At 49.1% G+C, this 25,270-nt stretch carries 17 protein-coding genes; 3 read left to right on the top strand and 14 right to left on the bottom strand.

Annotated features, from left to right (window positions below; genetic code table 11):
- Nucleotides 1–84: 84 nt before the first annotated feature.
- The 5 genes from HRI97_RS09050 to hcp form a co-directional block, all read right to left on the bottom strand.
- Nucleotides 85–546: a hypothetical protein gene (locus HRI97_RS09050; RefSeq protein ID WP_253725140.1), complete on the bottom strand. Its 462-nt coding sequence runs from the start codon at nucleotides 544–546 to the stop codon at nucleotides 85–87.
- A gap of 188 nt (nucleotides 547–734) precedes the next feature.
- Entirely contained in the window at nucleotides 735–2,831 is a 2,097-nt protein-coding gene (locus HRI97_RS09055) for an elongation factor G (RefSeq protein ID WP_253725141.1), read from the bottom strand.
- Between the two features lie 137 nt (nucleotides 2,832–2,968).
- On the bottom strand, nucleotides 2,969–4,330 hold the full coding sequence (locus HRI97_RS09060; RefSeq protein WP_253725142.1) for a DUF8515 domain-containing protein: 1,362 nt from the start codon (nucleotides 4,328–4,330) through the stop codon (nucleotides 2,969–2,971).
- A 20-nt stretch (nucleotides 4,331–4,350) separates the two neighbouring features.
- On the bottom strand, nucleotides 4,351–8,910 hold the full coding sequence (locus HRI97_RS09065; protein ID WP_253725143.1) for a 2-hydroxyacyl-CoA dehydratase: 4,560 nt from the start codon (nucleotides 8,908–8,910) through the stop codon (nucleotides 4,351–4,353).
- A 186-nt stretch (nucleotides 8,911–9,096) separates the two neighbouring features.
- Nucleotides 9,097–10,734 carry a hydroxylamine reductase gene (gene hcp, locus HRI97_RS09070; RefSeq protein ID WP_253725144.1) on the bottom strand — a complete coding sequence of 546 codons (1,638 nt, stop codon included), beginning with the start codon at nucleotides 10,732–10,734 and terminating at the stop codon, nucleotides 9,097–9,099.
- A 229-nt stretch (nucleotides 10,735–10,963) separates the two neighbouring features.
- Here hcp and HRI97_RS09075 point away from each other — a divergent pair, with 229 nt between their 5' ends.
- Complete coding sequence (locus tag HRI97_RS09075; RefSeq protein ID WP_253725145.1) at nucleotides 10,964–11,638, top strand: Crp/Fnr family transcriptional regulator; 675 nt, start codon at nucleotides 10,964–10,966, stop codon at nucleotides 11,636–11,638.
- Between the two features lie 103 nt (nucleotides 11,639–11,741).
- Here HRI97_RS09075 and HRI97_RS09080 read toward each other — a convergent pair whose 3' ends face one another.
- The 5 genes from HRI97_RS09080 to HRI97_RS09100 all read right to left on the bottom strand — a co-directional run bounded on the left by HRI97_RS09080 (nucleotide 11,742) and on the right by HRI97_RS09100 (nucleotide 18,763).
- Nucleotides 11,742–12,914 (bottom strand): alpha/beta hydrolase, encoded by a 1,173-nt coding sequence (locus tag HRI97_RS09080; protein WP_253725146.1) that lies wholly within the window; start codon nucleotides 12,912–12,914, stop codon nucleotides 11,742–11,744.
- 169 nt (nucleotides 12,915–13,083) lie between these two features.
- The gene (locus tag HRI97_RS09085; RefSeq protein WP_253725147.1) at nucleotides 13,084–14,175 is read right to left on the bottom strand and encodes a leucine-rich repeat protein; all 1,092 of its coding nucleotides are present in this window, start codon (nucleotides 14,173–14,175) and stop codon (nucleotides 13,084–13,086) included.
- A gap of 151 nt (nucleotides 14,176–14,326) precedes the next feature.
- On the bottom strand, nucleotides 14,327–15,313 hold the full coding sequence (locus tag HRI97_RS09090; RefSeq protein WP_253725148.1) for a TAXI family TRAP transporter solute-binding subunit: 987 nt from the start codon (nucleotides 15,311–15,313) through the stop codon (nucleotides 14,327–14,329).
- 47 nt (nucleotides 15,314–15,360) lie between these two features.
- Nucleotides 15,361–16,470 carry an IS110 family RNA-guided transposase gene (locus tag HRI97_RS09095; RefSeq protein ID WP_253725149.1) on the bottom strand — a complete coding sequence of 370 codons (1,110 nt, stop codon included), beginning with the start codon at nucleotides 16,468–16,470 and terminating at the stop codon, nucleotides 15,361–15,363.
- Between the two features lie 328 nt (nucleotides 16,471–16,798).
- Nucleotides 16,799–18,763: a TRAP transporter permease gene (locus HRI97_RS09100; RefSeq protein WP_253725150.1), complete on the bottom strand. Its 1,965-nt coding sequence runs from the start codon at nucleotides 18,761–18,763 to the stop codon at nucleotides 16,799–16,801.
- A 216-nt stretch (nucleotides 18,764–18,979) separates the two neighbouring features.
- Here HRI97_RS09100 and HRI97_RS09105 point away from each other — a divergent pair, with 216 nt between their 5' ends.
- Nucleotides 18,980–19,534 (top strand): cupin domain-containing protein, encoded by a 555-nt coding sequence (locus tag HRI97_RS09105; RefSeq protein WP_253725151.1) that lies wholly within the window; start codon nucleotides 18,980–18,982, stop codon nucleotides 19,532–19,534.
- Between the two features lie 37 nt (nucleotides 19,535–19,571).
- Here the strand turns inward: HRI97_RS09105 and dsdA are convergent, their stop codons facing one another.
- The 4 genes from dsdA to HRI97_RS09125 all read right to left on the bottom strand — a co-directional run bounded on the left by dsdA (nucleotide 19,572) and on the right by HRI97_RS09125 (nucleotide 23,187).
- Complete coding sequence (gene dsdA / locus HRI97_RS09110; protein WP_253725152.1) at nucleotides 19,572–20,921, bottom strand: D-serine ammonia-lyase; 1,350 nt, start codon at nucleotides 20,919–20,921, stop codon at nucleotides 19,572–19,574.
- 64 nt (nucleotides 20,922–20,985) lie between these two features.
- Nucleotides 20,986–21,570, bottom strand: a complete 585-nt coding sequence (locus HRI97_RS09115; protein ID WP_253725153.1) for an alpha/beta fold hydrolase — start codon at nucleotides 21,568–21,570, stop codon at nucleotides 20,986–20,988.
- Nucleotides 21,567–21,707, bottom strand: a complete 141-nt coding sequence (locus HRI97_RS09120; protein ID WP_253725154.1) for a hypothetical protein — start codon at nucleotides 21,705–21,707, stop codon at nucleotides 21,567–21,569. Before HRI97_RS09120 ends, HRI97_RS09115 begins: the two co-directional genes overlap by 4 nt.
- Before the next feature lie 31 nt (nucleotides 21,708–21,738).
- The gene (locus HRI97_RS09125; RefSeq protein WP_253725155.1) at nucleotides 21,739–23,187 is read right to left on the bottom strand and encodes a Na+/H+ antiporter NhaC family protein; all 1,449 of its coding nucleotides are present in this window, start codon (nucleotides 23,185–23,187) and stop codon (nucleotides 21,739–21,741) included.
- A gap of 201 nt (nucleotides 23,188–23,388) precedes the next feature.
- Here HRI97_RS09125 and HRI97_RS09130 point away from each other — a divergent pair, with 201 nt between their 5' ends.
- Nucleotides 23,389–25,197, top strand: a complete 1,809-nt coding sequence (locus HRI97_RS09130) for an FAD-dependent oxidoreductase (RefSeq protein ID WP_253725156.1) — start codon at nucleotides 23,389–23,391, stop codon at nucleotides 25,195–25,197.
- Nucleotides 25,198–25,270 lie beyond the last annotated feature (73 nt).

Below are 25,270 nucleotides of genomic sequence, written 5' to 3' on the forward strand. Positions count from 1 at the left end.
CTTGAAAATATTCCGCGTAGACTTGCAGATGAACATCTTTATTTTCTTCGGTCGTCACGAAAATATCGTACACCTGCACATTCCTCAGCCGAGAAAACATTGAGGATCCGGAGCTTCCTGCGTTCCGTGCATTTCAGCATCAAGATCTTTTTCGTCGATCACGTCGAGCATTTTTGAAAACCGTATACGGTTCTTTTTTATCGCATTGTTCAATTTTTTCAGAGCCGATTTTTTTACATTATACAAAGTAACCGTATATGCGAATTCGCCGCCGCTCGCGTCAAGCGCCTGCACCATCGAAGTGCATTTTAATCCCGTAATGTGAAATTTTTTATTATTCGCCGAAGCGATTGTTAAATCCGCATTTTCATTCGGGATGATGTTTGTTTGAACGGCGGTAATGCCCAGATCTTTTATGATCATGTCTTTAAAAAACAGGGCGACTTCATTGTTCACTTCCGCAAATATTTTTTCAGGTTCATACTCATTGGCAAAGATGCCGTTGCATCCGATTGCCAGTAAAATCAATAACAAAAGCTTTTTCATTTTTCCTCCGAATTGTTTCCCGCCGCAGATAAAGTTATCTTATTTATAAGCATCTTTTTTATCGTTAGGGTAATGTTCAAGCCCGATTCCGGTAAAAAAACTGTCCGAAAATCGAAACTTTCGGACAGTTCCTAAACGGTTTTTCCGTTTGCGTTTCTGAAAATACCGCACGCGGCGGTACATATCCCCTACTCTTCTGCGAATCCGGCTGCGGCTTTTTCGGCACGCGCAGCGACTTCTTTGCTTTGAATGTCTGAAGGCGCCTGTTCGTAGCGCGCGAATTCATAGCTGTACTCTCCGCGTCCTCCGGTCATGGAGCGGAGTCCCGTACAGTAATCGAAAAGTTCCATCTGCGGAACGTCGGCTTCGATGATCTGTTTACCGCCGGGAGCGGGATTCATACCGAGCACGCGGCCCCGCCGCTTCGTCAAATCTCCCATGATGTCTCCGGTATACGCATCGGGGACGACGACTTTTAAATTGACGATCGGTTCGAGCAGCACGGGGCTTGCTTCCATAAAGCCTTTTTTAAACGCAAACTTCGCTGCGGTTTTAAATGCGATTTCCGACGAATCGACCGGATGATACGAACCGTCGTAGAGCGTCGCCTGCACGCCGACGACGGGGTAAGCGGCAAGCGGACCGCGAACAGTCGATTCGGCGATGCCTTTTTCGACGGCGGGAAAATAATTTTTCGGCACGGAGCCGCCGACGACTTTTTGATCGAACGCGTACGGCTTTGTAAAATCGCCGGTCGGAGCGAAGCGCATTTTGACGTGGCCGTACTGCCCGTGCCCGCCGGTTTGTTTTTTATATTTGTGTTCGACGTCGGAATTCTTTTTTATCGTTTCGCGGAATGCGACTTTCGGTTTTTCGATCCGCAAATCGATTTTATATTCGTCTTTCAAAATACTTTGAATGACGTCGAGGTGCAGATCTCCCATGCCGTACATGAGCATCTGTCCGTTGACGGAATCGTTGACCGTTTTAAACGTCGGATCCTCCGCGGAAATTTTTGCCATCGCCTGCGAGATTTTATCGACGTCGGCTTTATTGACCGCGTGATAGCGCAGGTACGTATACGGAACGGGAAGATCCTGTTTCGGATACTGGATCGGCGTCGCCTTCGTCGAAAGCGTGTCGCCCGTCTTTACGTCACCCAGCTTTGCGACGGCGCCCAAATCGCCGGCATGGAGTTCGGAAATTTCCGTCGTTTTATTACCCTGCATGATGTAAAGCTTTCCGATTTTAAATTCGGAAGCCGTCGATGCGTTGTAGACGAGATCGTCGGTTTTAAAGATGCCGGAACGGATTTTAATAAGGCTGTATCTGCCGAGGAAAGGATCGACAATCGTCTTAAATACGAAAGCGGTCTTCGGCTTGAGCACGTCGAAGTTAGCTTTGAAAATTTCGTTCGTGTTCGTATTGATGCCGGACACTTTGCGGCTTTCCGCCGCCGGCATATACTTTTCGATATCGTCCATGAGGTTATACACGCCGTGCACCGCAGTACCCGACCCCATGCACACCGGTACGATCGAGCCGTCCTGTATGGAAAGACGCACCGCTTCGCGTATTTCCGTTTCGGAAAATTCTTCGCCCGCAAAAAAGCGTTCCATAAAATCTTCCGACGTTTCGGCAACCGCTTCCATCAAAATCGTGTGATAGGCGGCCAAGTGCTCTTTCGAATAATCGGGTATGTCGGTCGGTTCGACGACGCCGATCGCTTTATAGCGGAACGCTTTTTGCTGGATGACGTTGACGTAACCGGTAAACTTGCCGTCGTCGCGGATCGGCATATTGAACGGTGCGATCTTTTTGCCGTACACCGCAGTCAAATCTTCGATCGCTTTTCTGTAGGAAACGTCGTCGATATCCATATCGGTTACGAAAAACATGCGCGGCAGATGATATTTTTCGCACAGTTCCCACGCTTTTTCGGTGCCGGCTTCGATGCCCGATTTACCCGACACGACGATGATCGCGCCGTCGGCGACGCTCATCGCTTCGTCCACTTCGCCGGAAAAATCGAAATAACCGGGAGTATCGAGGATATTGAATTTATAATCGTTCCACTCGACGGGAACGAGAGACGTTCTGATCGATATGCCGCGCTTTTGCTCTTCTTTTGTAAAATCGCTGACGGTGTTTCCGTCTTCAACGCGGCCGAGCCTCGTCGTCAATTTGCTCAAATAACACATCGCTTCGACGAGCGTCGTTTTTCCCGCCCCCCCGTGTCCGAGAACGGCAACATTTCTGATCTTATCGGTTGTGTAGACCTTCATGATGCATTTTCCTCCAATTTTTATAAATATATACGAATATTGTACTACGGTATTTGTGAAAACGCAAATAATTTTTTTATCGAGATTGCGGGAGACCGACGATTTACTGTGAGGCGGCGCTGAAATCCGAAAAGGTCTTACTGAGGATTGAAAGTCGCCGTCGTACGCACGCGCACGAGATGGATAAAATCGCCTTGAAACATGCGCGAGAATTCTCCAAGCGTCGATTCGGCATTGTTTCGGAATACGGCGCACTGAAATTTTCCGGCGTCGTCGAAATACGGAAAGAAAATCGCGCATTGATTGAACGCGTGCACTTCGGGAATTCTTTTGCGATCGGTTTCGCGAATCGCCGCGAGGTAGCATTCACCGGGATATTCGGCTGCAAAGACGTACAAAAGAGAAGCGAGTGCGGACGCGGGATAGCCTGAATCTTTAACGTACCCGACGGTATTCTTTACGCCGTCCGCCGTCATCTCCGCGGCAAACGGATCTTCGGTCATATCGACGCCCGATTCGGGATACCGGTAGGTTTTGCCCGTCGCGACGGAAAACACTGCCGCAGCCAAATTGCGCGTCCAGTCGAGCGCAAAGGATATATTGTATTGTTCCGAAACTATGCCTTGAAAACCTACGGGATCGCAGCTCACCGTCGGCTCGAGGAGCGGCCGCCGCTTGAGTCCGCCTCTCGTCATCGGATAGACGATGCCGTCGGCAATCCATTTGACGAAGCCCGCGGAAGAGAGCGACATTTTACCCGCATCTTCGGCGTGCATGCGGCGGGGCGCGCCGGTTAAAATCGACACGGGATTTCCGTTTTCGTCGTACATCGCATCGTCGGCATAGACGAGATTCGCAAGGCGCGAACGGATGACCCGTATCATCGAAAGGGTCGTATCGTATGCGCCGTCTCGCCGGACGGTATAGCGCCACGGAAGCGTATGCTTTGTGAGATTTACGACATCGGAAAACGACATCGCGTAAAAGCGCTCGAAAGGAAGACCCGTCGGAACTTGACACGCGCAATAGTTTCCGAAAATGACAAAATCTCCGTACGCGCTTTTTCCGTGCGGAGAAAATTGGACGTACACGCCGCTGTCGGGTGCAAAATAACAGCGCACGCAAATCGGATTTCCCGAACGCTTATCCCGAACGAGGAGCCAGCTGCCCGGCGCCGACGACGAATAGATGTCCTGCACCGCCGTCGTTTTGCCGCTTTCGGAGTATACGTCGACCGGCATTTCCGTGCGGGGAGCGACGACGACGGAAAAAGTCGTATCGGTTTCTTCGAGGCGGATCTGAAAGCGGTTTCCGTCTTTTGCCGTACGCACTTCGGTACGGTTTTCTCTGACGGATGAAAGCGGAGCTTCAAACCACGTTTCGCGCAGTTCTTTTCGTATGTCGGACGAATCGGGGACAAGAGTCTGAGCGAAAAGCACATTCACCGCCCCCCAGACGAATGACAGTAAAATTAATAATTTTCCGGCAGCACTGCGCATTGCTCCTCCTCTATATCCCCTCATGCATGCACCGGCGCAAGCACCGGAGGACGGTTCCCTGCTGCAACGGGTTCGAAATCGGTAAAGCTTACGGCCCCTTCGGCAAAACGTATTTCGGGCTTTACGAGAGAGCCGTCACTCATCACGATCATACCCTCTTCGTTTTCGTCGGGATGCTTTCCGATCGGCGCGTTCGACAGCAAAAGCTTTAAACGGTTGAGCTGATTGACTTCACTCGAACCCGGATCGTAATCGATCGCGCTGATATTCGCACCGGGAAAGCGCCGGCGGAGCTCTTTTATCATACCCTTTCCGGTAACGTGATTCGGAAGACAGGCAAAGGGCTGCACACACGCGATGCTCGGCACTCCCGTTTTGATGAGTTCGACCATCTCCGCCGTGAGGAACCAGCCTTCGCCCGTGATGTTTCCGAGCTGGACGATGTCGTCGACGCTTTTCATCTGCTCGTATATCGTTTCGGGCGCGTCGAAGCGCCGGCTTTTGCGGAGATATTTTTCAATCGGCTTTCTGAACGACTCCGTAAACCACACGAGAAGGCGCGCAATCGTTTCGGTCTTTTTCGGGAACGCGAGTTTTTCGTGACGGAAAATGCCGGTCGAAAACGTATACAGGAAAAAGTTCACCATGTCGGGCATAACCGCTTCCGCGCCTTCGCGCTCGATCGTATCGACGATCTGATTGTTCGCCGTCGGATGGAATTTGACGAGGATTTCTCCGACTATGCCGATGCGCGGTTTTTTGATCGGCAAAAGCGGCAGCGCATCGAAATCGTCGATGATGTTTTTGACAAGTTTGTGAAAACCGCGGACCGAAAGGGAGCGCAGCTGAATCTCCGCCCTGCCGTTCCATTTTTCGTACAGCGCGTTCGCCGAGCCCTGCACTTTTTCGTAAGGGCGCGTCCGGTACAAAACGCGCATGAGCACATCTCCTATCATCGAACTCATGATGAGCCGTTCGAGGAGAGGAAGCGTCACTTTAAATCCCGGATTTTGTTCGAGACCGTTCGCGTTCAGCGAAAGGACGGGGATGTGACCCCAGCCCGCATCATTTAAAGCGCGCCTGATAAAGCCGATGTAATTCGTCGCGCGGCAGCCGCCTCCCGTCTGCGAAATGATGAGGGATGTGTGATTCAAATCGTATTTGCCCGATTCGAGAGCGGCTATCATTTGCCCCGTGACGAGGATCGACGGATAACACGCGTCGTTGTTGACAAATCTCAAACCTATGTCGACGGCGTGCGGATCGACCGCATCGAGTACGACGAATTTATAGCCGGAATATTCGAAGGCTTTTTGAAAGAGGCGGAAGTGGATCGGCGACATCTGAGGAGCGATGATCGTGTGCGTGTACTTCATCTCTTTCGTAAACACTTGCTTTCGGTACGCGGCGCTCTTTACGACGGGCTTTTGATGCCGCCTCTCGCGCTCCTTTACCGCGGCGATGAGCGAGCGGATGCGGATGCGTACCGCGCCCAAGTTCGCACCTTCATCGATTTTAATAAGCGTATACATGCGTCCCTTTGCGCGCATGATTTCATCAACCTGATCGGCTGTAACCGCGTCCAGCCCGCAGCCGAAACTCGTGAGCTGCACGAGTTCGAGATTCGGCATGCCGGCGACAAAGGAAGCCGCCCGGTATAATCGATTATGATACGTCCACTGATCGATGATGCGAAGCGGCCGCTCGATGCTGCCCAAATGCGCGACGCTGTCTTCGGTAAAGACCGCAAGTCCCAAATCGTTTATCAGTTCGGGAATGCCGTGATTGATTTCGGGATCGAGGTGATACGGACGGCCTGCGAGCACGATGCCGTTTGCGCCGCGCCTGATCGTTTCTTCGATCGCTTCGACACCCTTTTCTTCCGTATCGCGCCGAAACTTTTCCTGTTCCGCCCACGCTTCGTCGACCGCGCGCGAGATGCGCTCTTTCGTCAATTCCGGAAAGTGCGGGATAAGCTCTTCGGCCAAGCGCACGGCCAGACGGTCTTTATCGTAAATCGGCAAAAACGGATCCATGTACAAAATGGAAGTGTCCTGCCTCAGCGAATCGATATTGTTGCGCAGCACTTCGGGATAGCTTGTGACGATGGGACAATTATAGTGATTGCCCGCAGTCGAATCTTCCTGCTGTTCGTAGGGCGCGCAGGGATAGAAAATAAATTTTATGCCCTGCTGCAAAAGGCTTTCGACGTGTCCGTGAGAAATCTTTCCCGGATAGCACACCGACTCCGACGGAATCGTTTCAAGCCCTTTTTCGTAAACCGTACGCGACGATCGGGAAGAAAGGCGCACGCGGAAACCGAGCGAAGTGAAAAACGTAAACCACAGCGGATAATTTTCGTACATATTGAGTACGCGCGGGATACCGACTTCTCCCATCGGCGCATCTTCGGCGCGGAGCGGAACGTAATCGTTAAAAAGCCGCGCGTATTTCCACGCGAACATATTCGGAAGCTTCGCTTCTTTTCCCGCTTCGATATTCGTCGCTTTTTTATTGCTCGCGTCGAGGACATTGCCGTCGAGTTCGGCTCCACGCTCGCAGCGGTTGCCCGTTACGAACTTTCGCTCGAAGCCGCCGGTAGAGAACGTGTTGATCGTCAAAAGGCAGTTGTTTTGGCATTTGCCGCAGCGGCGGAGATCGAGCTTGACGCTGAACGACTCAAGATCCGAAAGCGTGGCGATGCCCGAACGGATTTCATGACGAGGAGCGTCCGGCCCTTCTTCGGGCTTCGGAGCCGAAAGGTCGAGCCACTGATCGTAGGCGATGAGCGCCGAACCGTAAGCGCCCATGAGACCTGCAACATCGGGACGGAATACGTGCACGCCCGAAATATTTTCGAACGCGCGCAGCACGGCGTCGTTGTTGAACGTACCGCCCTGCACGACGACTTTCGTGCCGATGTCGCTCGCCTTGCGCAATTTAATAACTTTGAAAAGCGCATTTTTAATAACCGAATACGAAAGACCCGCGGAGATGTCGGCGACGGATGCGCCTTCTTTTTGCGCCTGTTTGACGCGGCTGTTCATAAATACGGTGCACCGGCTTCCCAAGTCGACGGGCTTTTCGGCGAGCAGCGCCCTTTTGCTGAACTCGCGTACATCCATACCCATCGTGCGCGCAAAGTTGTCGAGAAAGCTGCCGCAGCCGGAAGAGCAGGCTTCGTTCAATTGAATGGAAACGATGGCGCCGTCTTTCATGCGAAGGCATTTCATATCCTGCCCGCCGATGTCGAGCAAAAATTCGACGCCCGGCACGAAAAAGTCCGCCGCGCGGAAATGCGTTATCGTTTCGACTTCGCCCGCATCGACGTTGAGCGCCGCCTGAAAGAGCGCTTCTCCGTAACCGGTCGAAACCGCACGCGCGATGTACACGTCTTTCGGAAGCCGCGCATACAAGCCTTTTAAAACTTTGACGGCAAGGTCTACGGGATTGCCCGCGTTCGCCGCATAAAAATCCCACAGGATCCTTCCTTCCTGATCGATAAGCACGGCTTTGGTCGTCGTGGAACCCGCATCGAGGCCGAGAAAAACAGGACCTTTGACAGAATCCAAATCACCGCGCTTCGCTTTTTCTTTTGCATGCCGATTGACAAATTCGTCGAGATCGCTTTGACTTTTAAACAGCGGCTCCAAGCGCTGCACTTCGCTCAGTTCCGCACCGACGAGGTTCGAAAGGCTGCTTCTGAAATCGGCAACCGTCGGAAAAGCAAAATCCGGCATACCCGAATAGCGGCGGTCGGCCGAATACGCGCAGCCCTGCGCGACGAAAAGCTGGGAATTTTCCGGGACGATGATTTCGTCGTCTTTTAATTTCAGCGTAACGATAAAGCGTTCACGCAGCTGATCCATAAAGTGAAGCGGGCCGCCCAAAAACGCGACATGACCGCGTATCGGTTTTCCGCACGCAAGACCGGAAATCGTTTGGTTGACGACGGCTTGAAAAATGGATGCGGCGATATCTTCGCGGCGGGCGCCTTCGTTGATGAGCGGCTGCACGTCGGTTTTCGCAAAAACGCCGCAACGTGCGGCAATCGGGTAGATCGTGTGCGCGTCTTTTGCAAGCGTATTGAGACCGTCGGCGTCCGTTTCAAGGAGAGCGGCCATCTGATCGATAAAGGCGCCGGTACCGCCCGCGCACGTACCGTTCATGCGCTGCTCGACCCCGCCTTTAAAATACGTAATCTTCGCATCTTCGCCGCCGAGTTCGATGACGACATCGGTGAGCGGTATAATCGTTTTGACGGCAGTCGTCGCCGCGATAACTTCCTGAATAAACGGAACGGAAAGCCACTGCGACACGGACAATCCTCCCGAACCGGTCACTTTGACGGTAACCGCCCGCTCCGCTCCTCCCGCGATATTTTTTTCGAGAAAATCGAGAGCTTTGTTTACGACGGATATGATCGTACTGCGGATATCGGCACGGTGACGTTCGTAGGCGCTGTATATGAGCGTATCGTCGTCGTCGAGTACGGCGATCTTTACGGTCGTCGAGCCGACATCGATGCCGATACGGATCGGAAGCAATTCATTATGTAAAGCACTTTGTGTTACTGCCATAAATTCCTTGTTAATTCTCTCCCGTTTTAGCTCTCTCTATTATAATAGTAGTAAAGCATAAAATAGGCAAGTTGAACGATTTTACAAATTGACGGCAGGTGCGATCCTATGCGCCATACGGTACCGAAAAAGATCCGCGCGATCCGCCGCGCGCATAAGGCGCAAGCGAATCGCACGGTATTCGATTTATTCGCCCAAAAACAATTTCAAATCGTCGTCGACGGTGCCGATCGTCGCAAGACCGAAATTCTTTACAAGCACGTTCAAAACATTCGGCGACAAAAACGCCGGGAGCGTCGGCCCGACGTGAATGTTTTTTACGCCGAGGTACAAAAGCGCAAGGAGTACGATGACGGCCTTTTGCTCGTACCACGCGATATTGAACGCGAGCGGCAGTTTATTGATATCGTCGAGACCGAAAATCTCTTTGAGCTTGAGCGCGATGAGCGCGAGCGAATACGAATCGTTGCACTGCCCCGCATCCAGAACTCGCGGAATGCCGCCGATATCGCCGAGATTCAATTTATTGTATTTGTACTTTGCGCAGCCCGCCGTCAAAATGACGACGTCTTTCGGAAGCCGCTTTGCGAATTCGGTATAGTATTCGCGCGACTTCATCCTTCCGTCGCAGCCGCCCATCACGATGAATTTTCTGATCGCACCGGATTTTACCGCAGCGACGATTTTATCGGCAAGCGCAAAAACCTGCTCGTGCGCGAATCCTCCGACGATCGTTCCGCTTTCGATCTCTTCCGGCGGCTCGCAGCTTTTCGCCTGTTCGATGATCGCCGAAAAATCTTTTTTTTCGCCGTAAGAACCGGGAATGTGACGGCAGCCGGGAACACCCGTCGCGCCCGTCGTCCACAAGCGATCTTTGTAGCTGTCGGGAGGAATCACGACACAGTTCGTCGTCATCAAAACGGGTCCGTGAAATTTTTCGAATTCTTCTTTTTGTTTCCACCACGCGTTTCCGTAGTTTCCGACAAAGTGCGGATATTTTTTAAATGCGGGATAGTAATTCGCCGGAAGCATTTCGGAATGCGTGTACACGTCGACGCCCGTCCCCTGCGTCTGTTCCAAAAGCATTTCCATATCTTTCATATCGTGCCCCGAAATCAAAATGCCGGGATTTTTCCGCACACCGATATTGACCGTCGTCACTTCGGGATTTCCGTACGCGCCCGTATTCGCTTTATCCAAAAGCGCCATACCCTGAACGCCGTATTTTCCCGTTTCAAGCGTAAGGGAGACGAGATCGTCGACCGAAAGACTTTCATCGAGCGTTTTCGAAAGCGCCTTTTGAATAAAGGCATCGACTTCTTCGTCGTCCTGCAAGAGCGCGTTCGCATGCTTCGAATACGCCGAAAGCCCTTTCAAACCGTATATGATGAGTTCGCGCAGAGAGCGAACGTCTTCATCGCTCGTAGCGAGAACGCCGACCGTCGAAGCTTTCGCATCGAAACTCGAAACATCGCCTTTCCATGTCGCAGCTTCCGGAAGACCCTCCCCGCCCGATACTGAAGGCAAAAGACGCTCGGTCACAGCAAGCGTCTCTTCGATCCGCTTAATAATCGACTCTCTGTCGAAGTTCGCATTCGTAATCGTCGTAAATAAATTGAGCGTTACGAGATGATTGACGTCTTTACTTACAGGAAGCCCCGCTTGGCGCATCTTCGTCGTTACGCACGAAAGCCCCTTCGTCACATAGATAAGCAAATCCTGCATCGCCGCCACATCGGGCTTTTTACCGCAGACACCCGAAACGGTGCAGCCTTTGCCGCCCGCAGTTTCCTGACATTGGAAACAAAACATCTTAGCATCCATACAAGACACTCCTTGTTCTTCTGTATAATTTCGTACATACACATTTCCGCTGCGGTTGCCCTGCCTTACAGTCCAAACGCTTGCGTTTACAGTTCGAGTATACTAAAATGGGGCGCGGAATGATGTGGTAAAAACCACGCCGGTTTTATATCGATTTTACCGGATTGAACGGCGAGTTTTATTAAACTCGAAATTGATTTTATCGGGAAATACGGCGCAGGAGACGTAAGTGGATACGGCGATGCTTCGTTCGCTGAAAATCTTCAACGGCATGGACGAAAAAGAAACGGCGCGCGCGGCCGAGGCGCTGGGCGTATGCGAGCGCGCATATAAAAAAGGCCAAATCATCTTTCATGCGGGAAAGACGACCGATACGATGGGCATGGTGCTTTCGGGAAGCGTCATCATCGAAAACAACGATCTGTGGGGCAACCGCACGATACTCGGTTACATCGGCAAGGGACAGTTTTTCGGCGAAACCTATGCGCTTTTGGAAAACACCGTACTCCTCGTCGATGCGTGCGCAAACGAAGACAGCAGTATCGTATTTTTTAAAATCGGTGCCGTACGGAGCATGGCGGCAAGCGGAGAGCCGTGGCTCGTAAAACTTTTGTCGAATCTCCTTGCGATTTCCGTCCGCAAAAACATCGCGCTGTCGGAGCGGAGTTTTCACACCGCGCGCAAAACGAGCCGCGCAAAACTCCTGTCGTATCTGAATTTCATTTCACTGAAAAAGAAAAGCACCGAATTCGACATTCCCTTCGACCGACAGCAGCTCGCCGACTATCTCAACCTCGAACGGACGGCGCTTTCGAAAGAACTCGGAAAAATGCAAAACGACGGTCTCATCACGTTTCGAAAAAATCACTTCGTGCTGAACAAAACGAAGTCACAGGGAAAATAAACGCGATTCTAAAACGCGAATTCCGTTTTCGCAAAAAACGCCGACCTGTCCGCAAAGGAATCGATCGGCGCACCTTACGGAAGATAATACAGGCGGAACAGACTCATCCTGATGTGCGTACGGTTTCCAGCCAGCCCAGCATAGTGTCCAGCACGAGGCGGGTGTTTCCGCATTGACAGTGGTTCGACGCCGCTTCTTTGTCGGTGAACAGCCTGAACGTTACCGATTTTGCACCGGTGAGCGCATCGATTTCTTCTCGGTATAAATGCCAATCGATAAAGTGGTCTTTTGCGCCCTGCAAAATCAATACGTCCTGATCGATTTTGTCCGCAATATCGAGCATTTGAAAATCGTTCATTTTTTGTATCCACTCGTACGGGCTTTTTACGCCGTATGCGTGCATGCCGTGATTGAGCGCCCATTGTAAAGCGGGATCTTTTTTTGCGTGGCCGTACAAGACGGCGTTTATAATGCCCTTTAAGCGAAGACGCAGCAGCGTTTTAAAAAAATTTTGCATCGTATCGGGTAAATCGGAGAGAGATACGTGTAAAAAATTCGGAAACACCGACCATGCGATAACCTGCTTAATGCGTTTTTCGAATGCGGCGGCTCTGGGCGCAAGCATCCCTCCCAACGAAGCGCCGACGATAACAAGGTCGTCCAAGCCGAAATAATCGACGATCGCCGTAACCGGTTTTTCCCATTCGTGCGTAAAAGTCGCTCCCTGCACGCGCAAAACGCCGCCCTGCCCCGGCCCTTCAAAAAGATACACATCGTAACCGTTTTCGGCAAAATACAGCATAGGAAAAAACAGCTCTTCAAAATAACTGTCGTTTCCGCCGTGCAAAAGTATCGTCCCTTTCGGAGTTTTATGCGAAGCGTCCACGCCGGCTTTTGCATGCATAACCGGAAGACGGATCGAACCGAACGGAACGTCGAAGCGTTCAACCGTACCCGACGAAAAATAATCGGCATAGTACGTGTAAAACAAATCGACGGCTTTTTTATAATACGCAAGCTTGTCGCCGTCTCCGTCCGACATAAAAAATTCGCTCATGCGGTAATAAGCGATCGCGTTTTCGGTTCTGCCTTCTTTGAGCGCATTGTCTCCCAAGCGGATGAGCGTATGTTTCCAGTCGTCGTGCGTACGAATGTCGTGTGACACCGCAGCCGTTTCGTCCAAGTCGCCTCCGTCCCAGTTGATAAGCCTGTTAAGCTGATAATTATAGTTTGCATCATTGTTTAAATTATATAAACCGACTTTAAATTGAATCACAGTTTCTCCCAAACGCCGACCGGTTCGCAAAGGAATCGATCGATGCCGAATTTTCGAAAAAAATCGCTCAAGGCGGTTTTTTGAGATGCCCAAAATCTTTAATCGCGCGGCGTTTGAAGTTTCGAACTCCGATGCCGCGCGATTTTGTAAACTATGTTTTCAGCCGCGTTCAGTCGGCCGCTTCTTTGAATTTGTCCTCAGTCGTCCCCATAACCGAAGCGGCGGCGGTATAAGCGCTCAGCTTTCCTTTCGGTACGGTAATACTGCCCACACCCAAAGCGGGACACTTATAAAAGGCGTCGTTGAACTTTCCTGCATGGTAATTACATTTGAGTGTAACGGATGGGAGCTTCGAACAGCCGTTAAAACAGTGAAACATCGTATTGACTGCAGCCGGAACGACGGGCGCGGTTTTTAATTCCGTACATTTCATAAAACAAAAACTGAGAATCGTAACGCTTTCCGGTACGGCGGGTGCCGTCGTCAAACTGATACACTTCTTAAAACAACCCTGCATCGTTGTAATACCGTTCGGAATGCTCGGCGCTCCCGTCAACTCTGTACAACCTTCAAAGCTTCCCATCAAATTAACAACACCGGAGGGAATATTTTCAACGGAAACCAGATTCGTGCACCCCCCAAAACAGTATTCCATGGATGTCCCCGCCGCAATATTTGCCGGCAATTTAAGAGCGATCTTTTTACCGGAATCCTTCAATCGTTTACCTAATTCACCGTGTACGGCAACATCGTCAACTGTATCGAAACTGCCTTTTAAATCCGTCGCCGGTATGGTTCCCGTTATTTCGATATAGTTGACTTCGGTCGAAGAAGCGCTTGCAAGATGTGTCGCCAAATCGCTGTATGCAACTCTCGTATACGCCTTACCGATTATAACGCGTACCGTAACATCCGAAGTAACCTTTATCTTCGCTTTAACATCACCGGGGTCTCCGCCGGATATTTTTTGTCCGCCCGAAATTTCCCATGAACGAACTTCGTAAGTCAGATTAGGAGCCGCAGTAAATTCGATTTCCGTATTTTTCAAAACTTTGCCGTCCGAAGGGATTGCGGGCACCGCCGTAAGCGTACCGTTTTGGGCATCCGTCATTACATGGTAATAAGTCACAACGGGTGTGCCGCCCTCGCTGTCAGAAGGGCCTTTACAGCCGGTCAACGCGCATAGAACCAACAGGATACTGCCGAGCAATACCCAACCCTTGTATACCTTTGTATACAGTCTTGAATTTTTCGTATTCATAAACACCTCCTGGTATTGTTTTGAATGTAGATAACACACCCGCTTTACGGGCGCCGTATCGTATTTTTATAATATAACGCATTTTTAATTTTTTTCCAAATGCTTTGCAAACGTACGTTGTATCAATGTATGCTTATATCTCGCCGTCCCGTCAATCGACGGAAACGCCGATTTCGCGGTAATAGCGCTTCGCGCCTTCGTGCAGCGGCAACCCTGCAATGTCTTTTACCGCATCCTGCGCCGTCAAGCCTTTTAAATTACGCTGCGCGTTTCCGAGCTCGTCGACGTTTTCCCAAAAGGTTTTCGTAAGCATATACACCGTTTCATCGTCGAGCGTCGAATTGCAAAACATCAACATTTTAATAGCCGTCGTTCCGACATCGGCGTTTTGTCCGGGATAGGTTCCCGCGGGAATCGTATAGCGCGCATACCACGGATAAGATGAACGAAGCTTTTCCAAAATATCGTCTTCGATTCCGACGAGATTGCATCCCGACGAGCAGGCCTGAGAAACGGCGGCTGCGGGAATGCCGCTCATAATCCATGCGCCGTCGAGCGTACCGTTTTGGAGCATATCGGCAGCATCTCCGAACGCGATGTATTCGGTTTGAATATCGGACGGATAATTCAAGCCCGCCGCGGTAAAGTGGTTTTTACATTCGCCTTCAACGCTCGATCCCGCAGCGGCGACGGCAAAATGTTTACCCTTGATATCGGAAAGAGATGCGATGCCGGACTTTTTTGTAACGACGACCTGATTCGGATTAAAGTACAAACCCGCAATGATGCGGAGATTTTTATTCGCAGCGCCATCGAAGCTGTCGGTGCCGTTATAGCTTTGCCAGCAGTTCGAGCTCACGGCGATCGACACTTGCGACTCTCCGTCGGCGATCTGATTGAGGTTGTCGATGCCGCCGTTCGACGCTTGACTCGACGCGCTCACAAAATCGATCTTCGTGTCCCACACGTTTGTGATCGCGGCTCCTACCGCATAGAGCGCGCCCGACGCGGATGCCGTCGGAAATTTAATCGTCACTTTTTCGTGTCCGCCCGCCGCAGTTTTTTTCCCGCTGCAGCCTGCAAGTACGGCAGCCGCAAAAATTACAACAAAACCGATCTTCATAGATACGTTTTTCATAACAACTCCCATAAAAAGTCAATGAACAAGGTGACTTTCTAAGCTGTTTAATTCATGGCAACGAGGGCTTGTTCAGCAAGACTCATAGGTTTATATCTGCCCATCATCTTTGTTGAATCAAAGTCCTGTTTTTCCGTGAGCAACGCCCACACGATTTCTGCCATCTTCCTTGCAGCTGCAACAATCGATTTGCCGCTGCCTTTGTTCTTTTTCATATAATCCAGTCGCTGCATGATCCTCCATCCCGAAGTATCCTTGCAACGACGAATTCCCAACACCAACTGTACGTACGCCGTTCTCAATTCCTGAGGACCGCGCTTGGTTATTCTGCCATGTCTCACCGTTTCATTTGAATCCTGTACCCATGGCACAAGCCCGCAAAAGGCCGCATATTTCTTCGCACTGGCAAACCTACCTATATCTTCTGTGTACGAGCGGATTATCCATGCCGTGATTTTTCCGCAGCCTCGAATCGTCATAAGACGACTAACCATTTCATCGTCTTTCGTTAATTCGCTTAACTGCTTTTCAATCAGCTTGACCGATTGGCTCATCTGCTCTATAATTTCAATCATCAGTTTTACTGATTGTGCTTCGAGCACGAGGTCGCTACGCGACGACAGGGTGTCCAGAACTTCCTGGCGCCCTTTTTTACTTTGGAGGCTTCGACTTTCATCCTGTAGCCCCATACTCACCAGAAGCGCATGAATTTCATTCTTTTGTCCGACAATCGAATGAACCAGCCGCTCCCTTGATTTCAAAAGCCGTCTCAAGTTTTCCGTTCCCTTACTGCACAGATAGCTTTCCGGAAGCATATCCTTTGATAGAAACTCTGAAATCGTCGAAGCATCATGCTTGTCGGTTTTCTTCGTCGATTCGTTGATTACCTTGAATTTCAACGTATTGATTACCGTCACGTGCGCTCCCACTTTTTCTACCTGAGCCTTGAAGAATCTTGTGTTGCCGGTTGATTCAACTCCGATTTTCACAGTGAAACCGCCTATCTTGTACTCCGTTATTCTCGCAAGAAATGCCGCATACCCAACTTCTGTCGTCGGATACTGTTTGATCTGCTCAAAGCTTTCAACCGTTTCCTCTGTCCGCTCATGCACGGTAAACTGTGTTTTGTGCAAATCAACGCCAATGTAAACTGTCATCTTGACCTCCGTTCTCACTCAGCGGAAAGTCTATTCGGTAATGTGTCCCATTCTCCCATTCAGTCTCTTACGACTATCGTATGGTGCGGCAATAGCTCTTCATTCTCCTAACCGAAGGTCATAGCCTCCACTAAATATGTCGAACTCTTGCCTGGTTCCCGCTGAACTCTTTCTTTGTTCAGCTTATCACATTACCACTTGTTCGTTTTCCTTTTTATCATACCTCCTATAAAAAACCAAAAAATTTTCAAAAAATTCAACCGCGCGCTTTGCAGAACACATGCAAGCGCACTATCATCCGCGTAACCGTATTCTTAAGCAACTCCGCTTATGAGCGCTTTTCCGAATCGGAAATCTTTTTCGCCGGCACTCGGTTTTTTACATATTGATAAATGCTCACCGCAGCGAGGAGCGCAAAACCGATCGCATCGGAGACGACGCCCGCATAGAGCAAAAGAGGGGCGATCGCGATGAGAGAGAGCCGTTCGAAAAGGGATGCGCGGCGCAAAAGCCATCCCTCAAGCCCCGCGACGAGCGTGACCGTTCCGACCGATGCCGTAAACACAGACCAGAGGCTCATCGCAAGAGGCGCGCTTCCGCTTCCGATGAGCAACACCGGATTTGCCAAAAAGAAAAACGGAATCAAAAATCCGACCAGCCCTATCCGCACGGCAAGCAGTCCGGTTTTAAGCTGATCCGAACCTGCGATGCCGGCTGCAACGTAACAGCTGATTGCGACCGGCGGCGTGATATTCGAAAGGCATGCATAGATGAGACAAAACAAGTGCGCCGCTATCGGAAGTACGCCTGTTTTTATTAAAACGGGAACGGCGACAGCCTGCACGATGACGTAGGCCGCCACGCCCGGAACACCCATCCCCAATATCGTCGACATAACCATGACGAGGAGCCCCGTTAAATAGATGCTCTTGTTCGGTACGACGTTCAAAATCACGTAGCCCATGTTTAGGCCGAGGCTTGTCAGCGTCACGGTTCCTATAATGACACCGATGATAACGCAGGACACACCCACTCCGACGGCACCCTTCGCGCCTTCGACGCAGGCGGCGATTATTTTATCGGGTGTCATGCGAGTGTCTTTTCGGAGCCAGCTCGCGCCGACGGCCGCGAAAATCGCAGCGACTGCCGAAAGAAGCGGCGTAAATCCCTTCGCCATCATCGCGATAAGCAGCACGAGCGGGAGCACGAGATGCCCCTGCTCTTTCAGCACTTTTACGGCATCGGGAATGTGCTCTTTCGAAAGACCGGGAAGTCCCATGCGCTTCGCTTCAAAGTGAACGGCGAGCAGAATTCCCAAGTAATACAAAAACGCGGGCACGATCGCCGCGAGCATGACGGTCGTATAGCTTATGTTTAAAAATTCCGCCATGACAAAGCCGACGGCGCCCATGATCGGGGGACAGAATTGGCCGCCGGTACTCGCCGTCGCTTCGACCGCCGCGGCGAATTCTTTTTTATAGCCTGTCCGCTTCATAAGCGGAATCGTAATCGTACCGGTTGTTGCGACGTTTGCGACGGCCGATCCGTTTATCATGCCCATGAGGGCGGAGGCTAAGACGGCGACTTTTGCAGGCCCTCCCGGCGTACGCCCGACGAGCGTCAAAGAAAAATCATTGATGAATTTTGAAAAACCGCTGTGCTTTAAAAAAGAGCCGAAGACGACGAATAAAAAAATATACGTCGCAGACACACCGACTCCGACGCCCAAGATTCCCTGAGTGCCCCAAAACTGCGTGACCAGTACGCGCTTTATCGTAAAGCCGTTGTGTCCGAGCTGCCCCGGAATATATTTCCCGAAAAAATTATACGCAAGAAAGAGCGCCGCAAGAAAGGCAAGATTTCCCGAAGTGCGGCGGGCCGCTTCAAAAACGACGGCAAGCGCAAGAGCGGCAACTGCAATTTGAAACGGCGTAACGCGGCCGCCGCCTCGAGCGACCGCCGTATAGTGAAGTATAAAATAACCGAACGTAAAAAGAGCAAAAGCGATGAGAAAAAAATCGACGACGGGAGGAAAGCGGCGCTTTCTGTTTTCTTTTTTTGCTGCAGGATATAACAGAAACGCGAACAAAAGTAAAAAGATGCTGTGAAACGCGCGCAGGTTTACGGCGCTCATCACTCCGACGGTATTGAAATAGAGCTGAAAGACGACCCAAACGCAGAGCAAAACCGTAATGATCTTTTCCGTCGGACCGGTATACACTCTGGTTCGGGAATCGGTATCCGTGTCTTCAAGCAATTTTTGCGCAAGGGCAGCTTCGGTCGATTTCGGCATACGCCTTCCTAAAAGTTTGTATGCGGTCGATTGTATAAACATACATCGGAAAAGTCAATGATTTTGAAAACGCGTAATCTTGAAAACGCGGCACGCGCCTATACGATGCCGTACACATAATGCCGCTCCGCAATTCTTACGATGTGAAAGGACAGATGTTCTGGTCTTAATTTTTCTTATAAAATGTATTATATTTTGAAAACAGATGAGGAATGTATGCAAGATTTTAATTTCGGTATAAAAATCCAAGAGTACAGAAATATGAAGGGCATAAGTTTGCGGGAATTGGCTTCCCGTACCGGTGTTACGGCTTCTATGCTTAGTCAGATAGAAAATAATAACGTCAATCCTTCTATCAATACGCTCCGACAAATTGCAGAAGCATTAGATTTTCCACTCTATGCATTGTTTCAAGAAAATACTTCGATGGAAGATGAACTGATCGTAAGAAAAGGAAATTACCATGTAATCGGAAAAGAAGGCGAGGAAGTCGATTATCGATTATTGACACCGAATACGCGCGGAATGATCGAATTTGTACTTATGACGATTCCTCCCCAAACGGTTTCGTCGGATAAGGAATATTCGCATAAAGGAGAAGAAACGGCATATATCATAGAAGGCTGCGTGTCGGTATATATAAACGGAAAAAGCTATCAGCTTCATTCGGGAGATGCCGTTCGTATTCCTCCGCAAACCCGTCACAAATGGTTTAATCAAAGCGACAAAAAAGTGGAAGTCATTTTTGCCGTTTCACCACCGTCGTTTTAAAAACTTAGACCGGATGCGCTTTATGCAGCTGCCTTTTTTAACTTTTTGATCGATGTTCCAAATCGGATGCTTTTTTATAGTATTCGTTTTTAACCGATTCCGGTACGAGACGTCCTCCGGTTGCCCATGCAATTTGGATACTGTTTTCCATTTTATCGGATAATCTTTGTTCTGCGAGGTAATCTTGAAAAACAGACGATTTTGCCAGCTGAACTACGCCTTCAAATATCGCACAGGAACTCGGTTCGATAAAAATATTTTCGGTATCCGACAGCGCTTTCATGTATCGGTACAGTCTTTCATCCTTTACCGTACATTCACCGGCTACCATTTTATATATTGTTTTACCGACGAATTTTGACGGTCTGCTGACAGCTAAGCCGTCAGCTTCCGTTTTACCCGACAGATGTACGTCTTGAACACAGATTCGATCGTGCATACCTGTTATCAATCCCAGCAACATGCAGCATGCTTGGGTCGGTTCAATATAGAAAACATGGACATTATCTTTATATATATGTTTTATCCCGAATGTCAGTCCTCCCGGAGCGCCTCCGACGCCGCAGGGAATAAACAAAAAAAGCGGATGATCCGAATCCATTTTTATGTTTTTTTCTTCCAATTGTTTTTTTAGTCTTTTTGCCGCAACCGCATAACCGAGGAATAAGTTTTTTGAATTTTCGTCATCGACAAAGTAGCTTTTCGGATCGGAAGCGGCGCGTCGTCTTCCTTCTTCGACAGCTTTGCCGTAGTCTCCTGCATATTCGATAACATTGACGCCTTTCGAGCGCAAGAGTTCTTTTTTCCATTGTTTCGCATCGGCAGACATGTGAACAAAAACGGTAAAGCCTAACGCTGCGCTGATAATTCCGATAGAAAGACCTAAGTTCCCGGTGGAACCGACATGGATTGTGTATTCTGAAAAAAAGGCTTTCATCGCAGAATCGGCAAATTTCGAGTAATCATCGTTTACGTGTATCTTATTGTGCTGAAGGGCAAGATCTTCAGCATATTTAAGAATTTCGTATATACCGCCTCGCGCTTTAACGGAACCGGCAACAGCCAAATCGCTATCCCTTTTGAGCAGCAATTTTCCGTAAATTCGAACGCCGTAATCGCAATGCAATCTTTTTTTCATCGCACCGATCTCTTGTAACGGAGATTCGATCAGTCCGTTCGTTTCGGCAGTTTCCGGAAAACATGTTTGAATAAACGATGAAAATCTCTGTAAGCGTTTTTCCGCATCGTCTATATCGGCCTCATGTACTGAAAGGTTTTCTATTGCCGATTTGAAATTCGTTGCATTTGGATTAATCCAGCAGACTTCTTCCCCTTCGGAGATATTTTTTATGATAGGATTTTTTTTAATTAATTCCGTAATGTCCATGTCGATCCCTGTTGATGTTTATAGTTTATTTCATAATTCTACGGATATACTCTTTCGAATATTTCTAAAGGTCGTCTTGCTTTTCCCAACCGTCGTAACCGTGTCCCGCGCCCCGCACGAATTTACGTTCGGCATGCGGCAGCACTTCCATATAGCGTTCGGAATTTTCGGGTAAAACATCGGTATCCGCATCACCGTGAATAAAATATACGGGCTTTTCAAAATCCTTAATTGCAGCTATGCCGTCCAACGGATTGTCTTTTATATCTCGAAAAAATTCTTTTCCGATTCTATCACCCATAAAATCCACATTATTCCCCGCCATACCGTAGGTAAATCGTTCTTTTCCGAGCAAATGCATAAAACATTCGTATGCTCTGCTGACAGGACTCCAAAATAATATTCCGTCCAGCAAAATTTCTCTACAGCAAAGGGCGGTTTCAAGAGCGCCCATGCTATATCCGAGTATCATTGTTTTTTCCGGAGTCAATACGTCTTTTACCCAGTGAAGAATTTTCTTGAAGTCTTCGGTTTCACCGGAAATTGTCATGTATGTCCAATCGCCTTCACTGTCGCCCGCACCGGCACAATCGAAACGAACGACGGTGTAGCCTTCTTCCACGAGATCATGCCCGAGATTTACCATCATTCTATGAGGAGTAATTTTATTCCGCAAAAACCGTGCTTGTAAATGATCGTTTTTTTACCCCTATCTTTTTCATTTTTATATTCAATCAAACAAACCATATCTTGTCCGCGGCTGTTTATAATTTTTGCTTTGATCATAAAACGCTCCTCATAGTTCTCATAATTCGGATTAGTCGTTCGGCATAGTTTTAACGGGCTCGCCGTTTTCGCCTTCGTAAATACGACCCCAGCCGGTCAAAATCGCAACAAACATGACGACCCATAAAATACACGGATAAAAACAAGTTGCCAAAAAATCGCTCGGTGCCGGAACGGTAATGTATGAAGCATCGGCCGACAGCGTTTTGATACAGCCCAATAAAAGCAATACGGAACCGCCGAAAGGCATACATGCATTAAATGAATCGCAGGCAACAGCCAAAAAATTTGCTCTGCGATACGGATGCAATTTTGCTTTTTGGCCCAACGCATTGACCAACGGCGAAGCGCAGATATTCGGTATCGTATTGATGGCGCTGATTAAAACCGAAAAAGCGGTTGAAAATAGAAATATTAAAAATTCCGCTTGTCTTGTTGTTTTAATATTCTTTGACAATTTTTCAACAAGTTCTTCCATATAGCCGCTTGAAATCAATAAATCTCCCATTGAAACGATAACCATAAGAAGGATACAAACATTCAACATTCCGGCAACCCCTGCAGGAAGGGCACCGGAAACGATTCCGTTCTGAATACTGAACAGATCATTGAATCCAAAAAGACCTGCGATCAATCCTACTCCGGTTGCAACAATGATTCCGACGGGAAGCGTAACAAATAAGTTATGCCCTTTGACAGCCATACCGATAACGATAACCGTAGGTATCAACATTAAAAGGCCTGCAGGGTTTTGATGACTTGCCACCAGCGTTTCTGCAACAGCCGTACCGATTCTTAAAGAACCGACCGCCCCTCCAAAAATAAAATATAGTATAATCGAAATGATAAACGCAGGAATTACATATTTTACCCTATTTCGTACTGTCCCGCCGATTTCAGCGGATCCTGAGCGTTTACTGTATAGCTGTCCTGTAGACGAAACGATTGTCGTATCGGAAACCGGTGCAATATTATCCCCGAATAAGGCACCGGAAATAATCGCGCCGCCGAGCACGGCAGGGTTACATCCCATGATCACTCCGACAGGATATAAAATGGGTGTCATTGCGGCAACCGTTCCGAAAGCGGCTCCTGTCGCTAAAGCAAAAGCTGCAGAAAATAAAAATGCAGTGGCACAAAATGCGGAACCGGACAAATGGAGCCTGACGGACAACCATACAAGTCCTTCTACCAACTGCCCTTTTCGCAAAATCGTACCGTATATACCGACGATAAGCCAGATTAAAACGGCTGTCATTGCCATTTTATCGCCTAAACCTACAAGAATTCGTTCCCAATACATATCTTTGTTTTTACAGAACAACATACCGATGATTAAACCGATTACCCCCGATGCAATCATCATATTGAGATCTGCTGCATTGACAAACGATAATCCTATCGTAATTACGATAAATACGATAAACGGTAATAAAGAAATTCCGTTTCCGCCGATGAATTCAAGCCTCTTCTCACTCATAGAAAATCCTCCTTTACAATGTTCATGTATAAGCAAGTTTTGCAAAACGAGTAATACTTAACAACGTCAAGTATAGATTAACACGTGTTTTATTGATTGTCAACAAATATTTTTTTCAACAGGGGAAATAAAAAATTGATTGTACCGGTTATTGAAATCTTTTATAATTCATAGATATAGTTATTTTTTATTGGAGGTTATATGAAAAAATTCCGTATCATTGCCTGTATTTCGGGCATTGTATTTTTAGCGGCGGCCTTATCATCCTGCGGAGGAAAAAAAGGCATGGCGAAAGACGGCACTTATACCGGCACCGCAATCGCCCACAACGGCCCGCTCACCGTCGAAGTCGATTTTGTAAAAGGCGCCATCACGTCGGTAGCCGTAACGCAGCACACTGAAACGGCAGGCGTAAGTGAAAACGCTATCGCAAAAGTTTCCGAAGCGATCGTAAAAAACAATTCTACAAACGTCGATTCCGTAAGCGGCGCGACGATCACTTCTTATGCAATTAAAACGGCCGTACAGAACGCGATCGAACAGGCAGGCGGACAGCCGAGCAATTACGCTAAAGAGGTTTCCAAAGCAAACGAGGGAGACAAAACGCTCGAATGCGATGTCGTCGTCATCGGAGCAGGAGGCGGCGGTATAACCGCGGCTGCACGGGCACAAGAGCTGGGAGCAAAGGTTATCCTCATCGAAAAGAACGGACAGGTAGGCGGCGACACCGCTCTGAATGCGGGCACGCTCATCGCGACCGGTTCGAAATTCCAAAGAGAACAGTTAAAAGAAACCAAAGATTCTCCGGAACTGGCATACAGCGATATCATGCGTATAGGAAAAAACGTAAACGATCCCGTTTTGGTTTCCATGATCACCAAAACCATCGGCAAAACGGTAGACTGGCTCATCGACGACATGAAAGTGCCGTACAACGTTGCCGCAACACAATACCCCGATCATTCGGCTAACCGACAGATCGGCGTTGTAGGACGCTCTCCGGCATTCTTTGCCGCAATGCAAAAAAATTTTGAAAACCTCGGCGGAACATTGCTTTTGGAAACAAAAGGTGAATCCCTCATCTTCGAAGACGGAGAAGTAAAAGGCGTTACGGCAAGCGACAAATCGGGCGCGAAAATTACGATCAAAGCGGCTTCCACCGTTATCGCCTCGGGCGGTTACGGAGCGAACGCGAAGCTTCTTCCGAATACCCTCACGGGGTATATGTTTTACGGACGCAGTACGGACACGGGAGACGGTTTTACGATGGCAAAAGCGATCGGCATAGATACGATTAACCTCGACTGCGTAAAAGTCTACGCACAGGGCGTAGAAACAACTCCCGGAAGAGCGCTTGCGGCGACGGCATCTTCTACGGCCGCTTCCAACGGGCACGGAACGATATACGTAAATACAAAGGGTGTTCGCGTCGTAAATGAAACGGGAACGCTCGCGGCACAGACGGAAGCGACCGTAGCGCAGAGCGACAAAATCCTGTATCTCTTAATGGACGAAGATGCATACCGCGCATACGTGGCAAAGAGCCTTGAAGACAAACTCGTCGCATCCGAAAGCGATATCGACAATTGGTACAATATTTCAAACGACGGCAAACCCGTAATCGCAAAGAGCGCAAATCTTGACGAGCTGGCAAAAACTATGGGCATAGACGCAAGAGCATTGCAGACAACCGTCGCAACATACAACGACAACTGTGCAAAGGGAGCCGATCCCGAATTCGGCAAGAAAAACCCCGTCGCTCTTGCATCGGGCGGCACATACTACATCGTAGAACAGCGTCCGCGCTTTTCCACGACCTTGGGCGGTTTAAAAGCCGATGCTTCCATGCAGCTGCTCTCAGGCGGAAAACCCGTTAAAAACTTATACGGAGCCGGAAGCGTTGTAGGCGGTGCAAACGGCCGCGACTCGATGACCGCGATGATGAATTCATGGGCGATCGGTTCGGGACGCATCGCGGGTGAAAGCGCTGCAAAAAACGCAGGTAAATAAATAATCCGAAAATACGCTCTGTAGAAAACGATCGATATAACGGTGCTGCTCAAAAAAAAACGCGCTTCGAAAC

The organism is Treponema socranskii subsp. buccale, from assembly GCF_024181585.1.
GTDB lineage: Bacteria > Spirochaetota > Spirochaetia > Treponematales > Treponemataceae > Treponema_D > Treponema_D buccale.